Annotated in this window: 8 protein-coding genes; 5 read left to right on the top strand and 3 right to left on the bottom strand. The window is 45.9% G+C overall.

Going from position 1 to position 14,505, the window contains the following annotated elements; all coding sequences use genetic code 11:
* Window positions 1-450 precede the first annotated feature (450 nt).
* Window positions 451-3,705: a SusC/RagA family TonB-linked outer membrane protein gene (locus BN102_RS03340; RefSeq protein WP_019207663.1), complete on the top strand. Its 3,255-nt coding sequence runs from the start codon at window positions 451-453 to the stop codon at window positions 3,703-3,705.
* 15 nt (window positions 3,706-3,720) lie between these two features.
* Complete coding sequence (locus BN102_RS03335; protein WP_019207662.1) at window positions 3,721-5,256, top strand: SusD/RagB family nutrient-binding outer membrane lipoprotein; 1,536 nt, start codon at window positions 3,721-3,723, stop codon at window positions 5,254-5,256.
* A gap of 1,479 nt (window positions 5,257-6,735) precedes the next feature.
* On the opposite strand, the gene rplS is transcribed toward BN102_RS03335, so the two are convergent.
* The 3 genes from rplS to BN102_RS03320 form a co-directional block, all read right to left on the bottom strand.
* Complete coding sequence (gene rplS, locus BN102_RS03330) at window positions 6,736-7,098, bottom strand: 50S ribosomal protein L19 (protein WP_035456870.1); 363 nt, start codon at window positions 7,096-7,098, stop codon at window positions 6,736-6,738.
* A 271-nt stretch (window positions 7,099-7,369) separates the two neighbouring features.
* Window positions 7,370-9,076 (bottom strand): RagB/SusD family nutrient uptake outer membrane protein, encoded by a 1,707-nt coding sequence (locus BN102_RS03325; protein WP_021312241.1) that lies wholly within the window; start codon window positions 9,074-9,076, stop codon window positions 7,370-7,372.
* Between the two features lie 10 nt (window positions 9,077-9,086).
* Entirely contained in the window at window positions 9,087-12,113 is a 3,027-nt protein-coding gene (locus BN102_RS03320) for a SusC/RagA family TonB-linked outer membrane protein (protein ID WP_019207658.1), read from the bottom strand.
* A gap of 215 nt (window positions 12,114-12,328) precedes the next feature.
* Between BN102_RS03320 and BN102_RS03315 the strand changes: the two genes are divergently transcribed.
* The 3 genes from BN102_RS03315 (at window position 12,329) to BN102_RS10680 (ending at window position 14,243) form a co-directional block, all read left to right on the top strand.
* Window positions 12,329-13,105, top strand: coding sequence for a 5'-nucleotidase C-terminal domain-containing protein (locus BN102_RS03315; protein ID WP_021312288.1), 777 nt, complete (start codon window positions 12,329-12,331; stop codon window positions 13,103-13,105).
* Window positions 13,106-13,113: 8 nt separating this feature from the next.
* Window positions 13,114-13,956, top strand: a complete 843-nt coding sequence (locus tag BN102_RS03310; protein WP_019207656.1) for a bifunctional metallophosphatase/5'-nucleotidase — start codon at window positions 13,114-13,116, stop codon at window positions 13,954-13,956.
* Between the two features lie 116 nt (window positions 13,957-14,072).
* Window positions 14,073-14,243, top strand: coding sequence for a 4Fe-4S ferredoxin (locus BN102_RS10680; protein ID WP_019207655.1), 171 nt, complete (start codon window positions 14,073-14,075; stop codon window positions 14,241-14,243).
* Window positions 14,244-14,505 lie beyond the last annotated feature (262 nt).

The raw sequence follows: 14,505 nt of genomic DNA, 5'->3' as shown, positions 1-14,505 counted from the left end.
CCTCATCGACGGAATAAATAACCTCGCCATTGAGGTTGGAGAACGTGTCCGGATACGTTGATCGACGTCAAATTTGAGGTTCCGAACCTCGCCGGATATGTCGCTGGACGTCAAATTTGACGTCCAGAACTCTTTCGTTGACGTTGGGCAACCTATCCGTCGGGGTTATTTATTCCGTCGATGAGGTCGATGAACCCCGTCGTCGACGTTAGGAGACCTATCCGGACACGTTGTCGGACGTCAATAAAGAGAGCCATAATTTATGATTATTCACTTCAAAAGAACAAAATCTCTCTTTTTCGTACAAATTTTATCAAAATTGTTATTTTTCTCTTTATTTTTGTTTTGATTTATTATTTAGTGTGTATATTTACATCCGCTATAATGGAACTAATCATATGACTGAGAGGACAGGGGGGAACAATTTACGTTAATTAAAAGAGAGTTTTTATGAAAGAAAAAGTATTGTATGTATTAATTTGTTTGTTTTTAGGAGCGGAAATACTAACGGCGCAGACGCGCAGAGTGACTGGCGTCGTAATCTCGGAAGACAGTGGCGAACCTGTGATCGGCGCATCCGTATTGGTCAAGGGTACTACGGTAGGCACCATCACCAACATAGACGGAGAATTTACCATTCCCAGCGCGCCGAGTTCGGCCAAAATGTTGATTGTCTCGTATGTAGGGTTACAAACGCAAGAAGTGCCCATTGCACCGGAAAAGATGACAATCATGATGAAATCCGACGATAAAGTGCTCGACGAAGTGGTAATAACCGCGATGGGCATCTCGCGCGAGAAGAAATCGTTAGGGTACGCCATTCAGGAAGTGAAGGCCGACGAACTTACGAAAGCAGGCAGTGCAAGCGTTACCAATTCATTGTCGGGTAAAATCGCCGGCGTGCAGATCAATCAGTTCGGTGGATCCGTCGGCGCCTCTTCGCGAATCGCCGTCCGCGGCAACGGTTCATTGAACCGGGATCAACAACCCTTGATCGTGGTCGACGGGATTCCTATCTCTAACGATACGCAGCGCACGGGCGACAATACATACAATGGCGTGGATTACGGATCCGGCCTGAACGATATCAACCCAGAAGATATCGAATCCGTCTCCGTATTGAAAGGCGGATCCGCAGCCCTCTACGGCATGCGCGCCGGCAATGGCGTTATCCTGATCACCACCAAATCGGGAAAAGCCAACAACGGGGTTAGCATCTCTTACGATATGAACCTTACTTTTGATCGGGTCGCCAATATCCCCAGACTTCAGAATGCCTACGGGCAAGGCCATGACGGCGACGAGTGGCACTGGCGAAATACTCATCCGGAGATGAATTATCAGGAATACGCCCGAACCTACGGCTTCGACTATGCCAACCATATCAACGACGGTTATGACGAATCGTGGGGACCGAGGTTGGACAAAGGTCTGAAACTGACTCAGTACGACAGTAATGGCGAGGCCGTCGATTGGGTCTCGCACCCCCATAATGTCAGAGACTTCTTCCAGACCGGTGTAACTCAAAACCATATCATTTCCGTGCAAGCCAACAGCGAAAAGATGACCACTCGTGCTTCTCTCTCGTACCGCAAACAAACGGGAACCGTCCCCAACACCGATCAGACAAGATATTCCGGACAATTCAACACCGCCATGAAACTGAATAATCAGGTGTGGTTCGACATGGCAGCCAATTACACCCGCACGAAGAGCGATAACCTAATCACACAAGGATACGGAAACAATCCTATCAATTCATTGATTGCCTGGTCGGGCCGACAAATCGATATGCGAACGCTGAAAGCGAACTGGGACCAGCGCGACGCTATAGGAAACTATACTTATTATAACTGGATCGATTATTACCACATGAATCCGTATTTCACGGTGAATATGAATACCAACAGCTATCAACGCGACCGTATCTTCGGAAAATCCTCCCTGTACTATCAACCGTTCAACTGGTTGAAACTCGAAGGACGCATCGGGATAGATTTCTACGATTCAAAAACGTTCGAAAAACATTATATGGACCGCGGCGACTATCCCAAAGGCGCATTCTATCAAAGCAATACCAAAAATACCGAATTCAATGCAGATTTCATTGTCTCTGCTTATAAAACATTCGGCGATTTCAACCTGACAGGTATTCTAGGTGCCAATTACTGGGATGTGAACTGGGAATGGACCCAAATGGGGGCCAACGCGTTGACCGTCCGCGGCGTCTATACGATGGCCAATAAGATAGGCGATGCGGTGGCAGAGATGGATCACAGTCATATTCGTTCCAACTCTCTCTACGGAAACTTCTCGTTAGGATGGAAAAATCAGTTGTACGTAGATGCCAGCGCACGAAACGACTGGAACTCGACGATTAAAGACGACTTTTTCTATCCTTCGGTAAGCGTAAGCTGGATTCCGACCGCTTCGTTCGAAAATCTGAAAGGTTCCGTACTCGATTTTTTAAAATTCCGGGCAGGTTGGGCGCAAGTCGGTTCCGCTACTACCGCTTACCGTAACAGCTATTACTACTATGCCTATAGGAGTTCTTTCAATGGAGTTTCGCAAATGTATAAGAGTTATGTCTATCCTAACTATAATTTGAAACCCGAAGAAGTGACTACCTGGGAAATAGGAACAGAACTCGGCCTCTTCCAAGATCGGCTACACATGGATATCGCTTACTACCAGAAAAAGACGGAAGATCAAATTCTGGAAGTAACCACCTCGAATACCGTAGGCTTCAGTTCCATGTTGATCAATGCCGGCCGAATCGACAACAAAGGACTCGAACTCCAGATTCGTGCGGACATTTTCCGAAACAAGAGAGGCTTAAACTGGACGTCTACCTTGAACTTTGCGAAAGATGCAAGCAAAGTCAAATACTTGTATAACGATCCCCAAACCGGTAAACCTCTATTGCAAAAATATCAGATAGGTTGGACATGGGGAATTGCCACGCAGGCGATCGTGGGAGAGAAATGGGGCGACTTGGTCGGGACCGGTTACGCCCGTGTGACGGAAAAAGACGTGACAGACAACATCGCTACCAAAGATCAACTCGGAGCGATTAAAGTAAATGCCAATGGTGCACCTCTAACCATGGCCAATACGGTTATCGGTAATGTAACCCCCGATTATCTGATAGGATGGCGCAATGAGTTTAAGATTAAAGATTTCGGCTTCGGCTTTATGCTTGACTTCCGCAAAGGCGGCGATATCTGGTCGCAGTCGATGGCTCATTCATATCAGGCCGGCACTGCTGCCGAGACGGTAAAAAACGGCATTCGCGAACGAGATGTCATAAGCGGCATCGATGTACAAACAAACGAACGTTTCGTCATGAAAGATGCTTCCGGCAAATGGGTAAAAAACACCATTGCGACGGATGCGTACAGCTGGTTCAACAAATATGGTTGTAATGAAACTTATGTATTCGACGGTTCTTTCTTAAAACTTCGCGAAGCATACGTTACATGGACTGTTCCCCCATCTCTGCTTCGGAAAACCAACTGTCTTAAACATGCCACCATCTCTTTAATCGGTACCAACCTGGCATTGCTGTGGGTAGACAAGTCGAATACCTTGCGTCTCGATCCCGAAACCGGCGGTGTCTCTTCAGACAGCCGCGGCGTGGGCTTCGAACAAGCTTCCACGCCGGGCTCACGCAATTTCGGCTTCAAATTAGGTTTAACATTTTAATGGAGAATAGCGAACATGAAAAATTTATATAAAACATTAATATTATCATTTGGTTTATTTACAACAGGCTGCACGGACGATTTCAACGAAATCAACAGTGACCCGGATGCGTTCAGTAGCGTACCTTATACCAACCAATTAGGATACGTCATTACTCAAAGCATGAAACAGTGGGGTACCTCGCTGGACGAAGGCGCGTGGGCAGGCTACATCGCGAAGATTCAGTACTTGGACGATTATTCGAGCTATATCCCAACGAACAATACCTACGGCAACCGCTGGTACAATTCCTATTGGGGATATACACAGCTACAGGATATCCTCGATAAAACGGAAGAAAATGCTGAAGCTTTCAAGAACATGCGCAATGCGTGCAAAATATGGCAGAGCTATATCATGTTTATGTGTACAGATGCCTTCGGCGATATTCCTTATTCACAAGCATGGAAAGGCGCTCCAGACAAGGGAAATATTCTTCAGACTCCTTATGATTCGCAAGAATCCGTTATGAAAGCTCTCTTGGCTGATTTGAAGACGGTGGCCGACAACTGGGCTGCCGGCAAAGGCTCCGACGAATTAGGTGCAGGCGACTTTCTTTACAATGGAGATGTGTCGAAATGGCAATGTTGGTGTAATTCTCTACGAGTTCGCATCGCCATGCGCATGGTCAATGTCGATACAGCCACAGCGCAATCCGTATGCAACGAAGTATTTGGCAATCCGATCCAATATCCGGTTTTCAAAAACAACGACCAGGCTGCTATCTTCTGGTGGCAAGGCTCGGGCAATTACTATGAACCGTGGTACGACAATCAGTATACCGGCCGCGATGATCACGGCTTGGCCGATATCTTCATCGATCACTTAAAAGCCATGAATGATCCGCGCATTGCTTCTGTGGCGCATCCAGCCGTATCGGACAGCGAATATCGGGGCTATGAGAACGGCGCTTTCAACGACCCTCCGAATCGTGCAGCCATCTCCCGCTTAGGCAAAATCTATCGCGATGAACCCGCCGGGTTCTCGCCTATCTTTAAAGCGTGCGATGTATATTATTTGATGGCGGAGGCAGCGTTGCGAGGCTGGACTACCCCCATGAGCGCAGAAAAAGCCTATCAGACAGGCGTCAAGTTGTCGATGGAAGAAAATAAAGTATCCGATTCCGACGCTCAAGCCTACCTCGATGGCCCCGGGAAATGGGATAACACCTTTGAAAAACTCTATTTCGAATCGTGGGTAGCTATGTTTAAAGAAAACCTGGAAGCCTGGTCACTATACCGCCGAACAGGTTATCCGACCTACATCCATACCACAACAGGCATAGAGTACAGAAAAAATAAAGACAATACGATTACCACAATCGAATGGCCCAGATATCCCGGCGCGCGTAGTAAATTCAAAGGGATTCACAATGATGTGCCGTTCCGCTTTCCGTATCCGAGCAATCAGTATAATTTCAATGAAACGAATGTAACCGCTGCAGCCGCTGGTATAGAAGACTATGTGTGGGGGAAACAGGTGTGGTGGGACACGCGAACAGATGTACACTAAATAATTCTCTCTCTTAAAAGTTTACTCTCTGCGAGGGGCTGCCAACCGAAAAGGAGGACAGCCCCTTTTTATGAGCAAACTCGATACGAATGTCCATTCGTCTTGATGTACCGAAAGATTTACCTATGCCGAAATCTCGGCATTGACAAAAGCAATGTTCTCGACGTAAACAGAGGTTTCATCTGTAGGGATTTCCTTTTCCGTCTCATCACTGACCAAAGTTCCTCAGCGTCGAAATCATCAAAATCTACTGCAAGAACTTGAAACGCCGGCTCGGCATCAAGAATGCAACGGAACTGCTGAAACCGACGATGTAGAAAAGGTGGGTGTAAATGACAGATAAGGCCGGGACGGTGCCGAGAAAAAAATAGGAGGGAAACGAAATGTCTTCCCTCCCAATCTATGATATTAAATTAATGTTCTTCACTTAAAAACAGCCTACTTTGGCTTGTTGATTCAAAAGTTTATGGAGCCTCATTTGCAATGATTGACAGACAGCTCCTTTCCTCATCGTCTTGTATCGATTTAACTGATACTGCAATTGTTCAATCTCGTTAATTCTGTTTGTTTTCATAATTACTTCATTTTGTGTTCTCCCGTTTGGAGAACTGATTAAACATCTCTTTAATCTTATCTCTTTCTCTTTTAACGACACAAAGATAATACCTTTTCCTTAAAAATATGTTTTTCAACATAAAATATACCCATATTTTAAATGATCATAACAAAAGAGAGCTTTATATTAGCATTTATTCACTTTTAAAGGTTTGAAGAAGATAGATCGACTTTTTCTCTCATCATTTAATTTTGCTTCCATACGGCTACGTACATCTGTCTGACACGCAATAAAAATTTAACATTTGCGTCGTTAGACCGGAAAAACCTTTAATAAACCGGGCGCAAACATTAAAGTATGTTATATAACATAACTTTTAAGTCGAATTATTTGCAGCGTATTCAAAGAATCGTACCTTTGCAATGTGTTTTTCATAGTATTAGATTTAAGGTTAATAAAAGGTTGGGTCAAAGCGTTGACCCTTTTTTTATGTTCTTCCGTTTCCAAACATCGCACCATCTATTTAACGTCTCGCCGGAAGATCAACGAAGTCACCAATCAGGCATACGAAAGAAAGTGCCGGCAACGATGTTTCGAATCCCGTCGTTGAGGTTAGGTAACCTACCTGTTGAGGTTAAAAATAGAACCGTTTAGGTTATACGACCCCATGGTATAGGTTATGAGACGTAAACGTTTAGGTTCCGAACCTCGTCGTTCAGGTTGGGAACCTCATCGTTTGGGTTATCGAACGTCATTGGATAGGTTGGAGACCTCATCGGATAGGTTGAGGGACGTAAACGTTCAGATTCCGAACGTCATCGTCGGCGTTGGTCGACGTATCCAGCAAAGACATGGGGCGGATAAAGGCAATAAAAAAGAGCACTTCGGTTAAAGTGCTCCTTTTTATACGGATGAACGAAAGCTCATTCAGTCTTTGAAACGATTCTCTTTTCCTGAATTCTGGCTTTCTTTCCGGTAAGCTTACGTAAATAATACAATTTAGCGCGACGAACTTTACCAATCTTGTTGACAGTAATGCTGTCGATAGCTGGAGATTCAAGCGGGAATATACGTTCTACCCCTATAGTCCCTGACATTTTGCGCACGGTAAAACGTTTCTTTCCCCCGTGTCCGCAAATTTTAATGACAATACCCCGATATTGCTGTATACGTTCCTTGGTACCTTCAACGATACGGTATGCCACCGTCACAGTGTCCCCCGAATTAAAAGAAGGATGCTGTTTACCTGTAGCAAATGCTTCTTCTGCAACTTTAATTAAATCCACCATTATACTTTAATAATCAAATTGTTTATCGTTACCAACGCAACATATCAAGTAACTCTTCTTGACAGCGATTACGCGGAAAGCGGCGCAAATTTACCATTTTCTTGCTTCCTCGCCAAATTAATCTTCATCTTTTTTCATCATGCCGGTTCTTTTCTTTATTTCTTCCACTCGATAAGCATTGTTCCTTGCCTTTCTCCCGATAAGGACCGGTACATTAACGAAAAAGACCCATATATAAATCACGAGGGCATAATCTATACGTTACGGATCAATACCCCGGATTCTGCTCCAGCAAGTTGTTCGCCCCCATCACGCTGTAATGGATGGGAAATCTGTTCAAGTTTGCCTTGTTGGTAGCTTTATGATCCCACCAATCTTCGGTAACGTAAGCATTCCAACGGACTAAATCCGTACGGCGTCGTCCTTCTGCGACGAATTCCTCCGCCCATTCGTCGAGCATGCGGTATTTGTCTATATTTTCTACAGTAACAGGATCCGGATCATCTTTGCCTTCGAAGTAACGAGCGCGAACCTTATTTATCAACTCGGCCGCACCGGCCTTATCGCCCGTGCGCATCTTGCATTCTGCCCATGTATAGTAAATTTCGGTCAAGCGAATGAACGGTATATCGGGATTGAATTTCTTCTTGACATCCGTCTGCGAAGGACGCGGACTTACCTTGACTACCCGAACACAGGAATTCTCTTCGGCAGTACCGATCGTTGAAGGGAGTGATTCTGCCGTAGGGTATTCCGCCTGTCCAATTTTAGAGAGGTAAGCAACCTGGTCTACTTCATCAATGATCTGCCCCTTATATTCGCGACTCCCCGTACATGTATGTTCTGGATTATTAGGATCCTGCAATAGCCCAACGATAAATATGCCTTGATATTTTCCGTCACCTTCGTAAACATAGTTCTGTTTACGCACATCTTGATCATGGAACTTCTGATAGATCCCTCCCAATTTATAAGAATAACGCTTACCCGTCGGGTCAAGCCCCGGAATCAGACCGATGCCATTGTTTGAACCGGAACCTTCCAGACCACCTAAATAGTTTTTATAGTTATAAGGAACCATATAACTCCAATGAGTACCGTCAGATTCCAATTTATTGTTTTCGCTAGGAACGCTCCAAATGATTTCTTTACTCTTCTCATTGTCGAATCCGAAAATATCGCGATAATCCCTATCCAGTTGATAGTTTCCATAGGTTCCCTCGATCAGTTCCTGACACAACTGAGCAGTTTCCGCATACATGGCTTTACCGATATAAGCTTCAGCATTAAAGTACAAACGAATTTTCAAGGCGACGCCGGCAGCCCGATTGATAGAACCGTTCTCCATTCCGCCCAATTCCTGCTTTACAGGTAATTTCGGAATCGCTTCGTTTAGCAAAGAATCGATAAAGTTAAATGTTTGCACATCGGTAGAACGCCCTTTGACAGCATCACGGGTAGTCGTATAAAGAGGCATGCCGCCGAAACAATCCAAACCGTCCAGATAGAAAGAGGCAACCAGTGCGGTCTGTTGAGCAAGCATGGATTCGCGAGTGCCCTGTTCAAATTTAAGTTTATCAAAATCTATTTCCGCCAAATCTTCCAATGCATCCCATGCCAGAGCGACGCCCATGGTCGGGAGGCGCCATCCTTCGTTGATCCATGCCATATCGAAAGTATACTCGTGATGATGGATCTTTTGATATTTAGCACCATCATACCAGTCGCTGCCGCGAGTAGGAAGGCAAAATTCATCCGTCCCTAACTCCTGGAGCATCCAGCGGTTCTCGTTATGCCCCACATACCAGCGCCAATGCGTAAAGGGACGATAAAAACGTTGCCAAACAGCATCTTGCGAACTATAGAAGGTCTCTGGAACCACCTGGGAATAGAATTCCGGATCGAGGCTACAAGATGTGGCAGCCAACGTACAGACAATTCCGCCAATAATATGTAGTAAATTCTTGCTTTTCATATCGTTTTTTTTAGAAATTAAATTGCATTCCGAGCGTATATATGTGTGCTTGAGGGTAAACTTCCCAAACTTTATCCGTACCTTGGTCCCAACCGGTAATGTTCACGTCCGGCCTCAATCCTGAATATCCGGTGAATGTCGCTACATTGTTTCCCGTCAAATAAATGCGTATGCTATCGATCCATTTTGTATATTTCTTCATCGGAACAGTGTAACCAATGGTGACGTTCTGAATCTTCAGGAACGTTCCATCTTCCAAATAATAGTCGCAGATTTGTTTTTCGCCCCTGATGTGGTCATACTTGGAATATGCGTCTTTTAGGAGATTCATATTCCCCATGCCCTGAATACCATAGTACATAGGTAATGTATTATAAACGTCAAAATCGATCCAACTACGTAGAGATATACCGAAATCGACATTTTTCCAAGTGATGGTATTGTTCCACCCGACGATTAGCATCGGCATGTAATTGCCCAGGTATCGTTTGTCCAGTTCGGTTTTCTGGGTTGCGGGAATAATTTCTCCGTCTTTATTGTAGAGCCGGAAGGCTCCATTTTCATCAAATCCGGCAAATTTCCACAGATAGAAAGCACCGATCCGAGAACCTTCTTCCATGCGGGCGGCATCTCCCGGTGATCCCGGGGCGGGAAAGCCGTTTCCGTTATAATAGGTATTGTCTCCCCACAAAGTAAGAATCTTGCCGGAGTTATGTGAAAGGTTCAAACTTGATGTCCAGGTTAGATTTTTGTTGCGGATAAGCTCTCCGCTTATTTCGAATTCCCATCCTTTATTTTCCATACTACCGATATTCTGCCATTGAGAATCTTGTGTATAAGGAGGCTGAGGAACATGTACACTATAGAGCATATTATCTACCTTACGACGATAGATATCGAATTTGCCGTAAAGGCGATTATTGAAGAATGCATAATCGATTCCGACGTTCCATTCTTTTTTCTCTTCCCATCCTAAGTTCGGGTTGACGTTTTGTGTCTTTCCGTATGATTTCTGCCATTCTCCGGAAGGCAACATCCAAAATGTATCGGAACCTAACATGTTAGCCATGTAAGACGCGCTGAAGTCATTGTTACCCGTAACGCCATAGCCAACACGGAACTTTAAGTCGTCTATCCAAGTTAGCTTTTTCATGAAATCTTCATGCGAGATACGCCATCCGGCATTCACCGACCAAAAATTTGCCCAACGGTTGTCTTTAGCGAATTTCGAAGATCCTTCGTGACGCAGAGAAGCGCCTGCCAAATATTTGTCTTTATACGCATAGTTGAAACGTCCGAAAAAAGCGAACAAGCGTTCCGTAATACTTTTGCTCGAGCTCATGGAGGCCTTTCCATCGCTCAAATAAGTACCTTGCCCGATATCCCAATATTTTATCTTGTCCACAGAAAAATTGTAGTTTCTCATGTCGAAACCTTCTCCGTTGGTTTCAAAATACGAATAACCTGCGACCGCATTCAAGTTATGTCCACCTTCAAATTCACGGATATAGGTAAAATAACCTTCCGAAGTCAAATTCTCGATCTTGCTGAATCCCAAATAGGCGCTGCCATTACGACTTTCTTCCAATTCGTCGCGGTGATATCTCGTCCTATACGCATGATTTTCCCATTGGCGGTTTTCATATCCGATAATCTGATCATAAGATAAACCCGGGATGGCCTTTATATCCAGCTTCAAGTTTACTTCGGGTTTAAACCACTTGTCCAAGCCGTAATAATCATACAGTTTGCTGTCTGCCAAGACATTATAATCCAAAGATTCATTGGTCCAAACGTTATAGCCTGTCGGGCTATTTGCGTCGTAGGGCGAACGTGTCGGATTATTGGCCATAGCCTGACGGAAATAAGGGATACGGTTATCACGTGCCGTTTGGCGATAGTCGGCAGACGGTCTGATAACAAACCAATCATCGAACAGTTTGAACTCGGCATTGATGCGCCCGCCATAATCTTGGCGTCCATCACCAATGGCGACGCCTTCTTGTTTCTCATAGAAGAAAGAGGTATACATCTTTACTTTTTCCGTACCGATATTCAAAGCGACATGGTGACGTTGAGAGAAATTGTCTTTACTTAACAATTCATCCCACCAATCGGTATCCGTCCCATAGTCCGTACCGATACGATGCGCCACATACTCGCGTCCCGTCAGCATTTTCGGCTTGCCATACGCAACACGATGAGTGAATTCATTGTGGTAAGTTAGCTTGATTTTTCCATTCGTATCGCTGCCGCTTTTCGTAGTAATCAGGATGACGCCCGACGCAGCACGAGTACCGTAGATCGCACCGGCGGAACCATCTTTCAAAATATCGATGGATTTAATATCTTCCTGATTGACCGAACGAATATCGCCGCCGGCAAAACCATCGATCACGATCAGCGGGGAACGTCCGGCATTAATAGACGTCATGCCGCGTAGTTGCAACGTGGTCCCAGCATTGGTCGCACCCGTATTTTCAATGATCAAGCCGGAAATCTTACCTTGAAGAGCAGTAGAAATATCGGCGCCGCCAACGCCTTTCAGCATGTCGCCGCCTTTTAAGGAGGTGATCGCAGAAGTGACCTGCTTCTTTTCCAAAGAGCCGTAACCCACCACCACCACATCCTTTAAGAACTGCGTATCTTCGACAAGCACAATGTGAACGGAGCGCCTTGCGTCGACTGCCACCTCCTGGGTGGCATAACCGATATACGATACGACGAGCGTTGCATCGACCGGAACGTTGTGGAGAGTAGCGACACCATCCGTATCGGTAATGCCTCCATTTGTCGTCCCTTTGATCAGCACATTGGCCCCAATGATCGGCCCTGTGGCATCGGCGACGGAGATCGTTACGGTCTGCCGCTTTTGCTGCACGATATGACTATCCGTATTTTTATCCGCGCGAACATCCGTGTTCGCTAAAACCTCAGAGGGAAACAAGTACAACCCGTAAAAAGCGATCAATAATTTGAGAAGCGTTCGCCGAACAGGCATCTCAGGTGGAAATCTCCTTCGTTTTTTGTTTTGCATAGTGGTATTGAAAGTTAATAATACAAATTCGATTCAGATGGATCCGGCACAAGGTAAGAATAGCCAAACGTATCCTGTCTATCCTTTGATACAAAGATAGATTATAAATCGGAATCGGCAATGAAACGAGTCGATTTTATGAAACAGGAATAATTTCCCGATTTATTTGCCGAAATATCTTCGTTTTAGTTACTTTTGTACAAAATATGTAAGATATGGCACTGATAAAAAAGTTACGACCGGTAGCAGGAGTTTTAGGCTGTTGCTTTCTTCTTTGCGGATGTAAAGCCAACTATTCGATGGCTTCGTACGAAGGCGGGCGATATACGATCAATGCGAACTACGACATCCATCAAGATCCGGAAGCACTTACCCTACTGGCCCCGTACAAAAAGACGGTCGACAGCCTGATGTCGCCTGTCATCGGACATAGCGACCATCTGCTCACCGTCAAACGCCCGGAAAGCGAACTCTCCAATCTGACGGCCGATATCCTTCGTTTCGCAACCGCCGACTATATCGGTCGAGTAGCCGATATCGGCATTATGAATATGGGCGGGCTCCGTTCCTCCTTACCGGCTGGAGAGATTACTTTCGAAACGATTTACGAGATCACTCCGTTCGAGAATACCCTCTGTATCATAGAAATGACGGGAAAAGACGTACGCCGCCTCTTCGAAGATATGGCTCGGGTACACGGCGAAGGGCTGAGCGGAGCGCAACTGGTGATTTCGAAGGATGGCAAGCTGTTGGACGCCAAAGTGGGCGGACAAGAACTGGACGACGATCGGACCTACACGGTCTCCACCATCGATTACTTAGCAGAGGGAAATGATCACTTGGACACTTTCAGAAAATTCAAGGACAGTGACAAACTCATGCCCAAGGGAGCCAAGATCCGGCAGCTCCTCCTGAATTACGTGACTGCAATGGAGAAGCAGGGAAAGACAGTGAATGCGAAGATAGAAGGCAGAACCACCATCAAAGATTGAACAAACGTATGAAACGATTCACATTTCTCCTCATAGCCGTTTGCATCGGCCTGACACTGGCCGCACAGCAGACGAAAGAACTTTTCATCCTTCACACGAACGATACGCACAGCAGGATAGAACCCTTACCCAAGACCGATCCCAACCCGGAAATCGCAGGAAATGCAGGATATGTGCGACGGGCGACGTTTGTCCGGCAGATGCGGGCGGAACACCCCGATCTATTGCTGTTCGACTGCGGCGACATATCTCAGGGAACACCTTATTATAATATATTCAAAGGGGAATTGGAATTCAAATTGATGAACGAGATGAAATACGATGCGGTCGCAATCGGCAATCACGAATTCGATTTCGGTTTGGATAACATGGCCCGACTCTTCAGAATGGTCGACTTCCCCATCGTCTGCGCCAACTACGATGTACGGGGCACCGTCCTCGAAGGCCTGGTCAAGGAATACGTCATATTGAAACGCAAGGGACTGAAAATCGGCGTGTTCGGCCTCTCCCCCGAAATGGACGGACTGGTGCAGGCCGACAAGTGCGAAGGCATTCGGTTCGAACCGCCGGCCGAAGCCGCTCAGCGAACAGCGCATTTGCTGAAGCACGACAAAAAGTGCGATTTGGTGATCTGTCTCTCCCACATGGGATGGAAAGGACTAAAATATGGCGATTGCGACTGGATCCCGCTGACGAAGGATGTGGACATCGTACTCGGAGGTCATTCACACACCTACTTCACCGAACCCGAAACCGTGAAGAATGCCGACGGAGTAGACGTCCCCGTTCAGCAAATGGGGAAACACGGCGCTTTCGTAGGAGTGATGAAAGTCCGAATGAAGAAAAAATGAACCGGGCTTAATTTAGATCAAATACAAATTGAGGCAAATCCCGGGATTCGGCCACGCGCGACGCAAAAAAGAGCTATATTTGCAGGGTAATAACTAACTCTTAAATATAAGGTAATATGGCTTACGTAATTGGCGAAGATTGTGTTGCGTGCGGCACCTGCATCGACGAATGCCCGGTAGGCGCCATCTCCGAAGGCGAAAAGTATGTGATCGACCCTTCCGTATGTACGGAATGCGGCACGTGCGCGGAGGTATGCCCTTCCGGCGCTATTTCGCTGGGTGAGTGATACAATCATCTGAAAAGACCGAGCAGGCCGTCCTCTCAAGAAGACGGCCTGCTTTTGTTTCATCCCCTCAGAAGGCTTCGGAAAACCGATAAGGATACCGGCCGGAAGATCCTCGAATCGCCGGCCGGCCACGGAATCGGTCGTCTCCCGCGCAACCGGCATGAAAGTCGATTTTCGTAGCAAAGACGTACCCGTTTCATGCCTATAAAAAAATGTAAACATAGGCACGTTAACAAATTTTTATGCCTATGAAATCGCCCTT

It is taken from the genome of Phocaeicola abscessus CCUG 55929 (genome assembly GCF_000312445.1).
Taxonomy (GTDB): Bacteria; Bacteroidota; Bacteroidia; order Bacteroidales; family Bacteroidaceae; genus Phocaeicola; species Phocaeicola abscessus.
The sequence above is the reverse complement of the archived record's forward strand: the minus strand, read 5'-3'. Positions and strand labels throughout refer to the sequence as shown.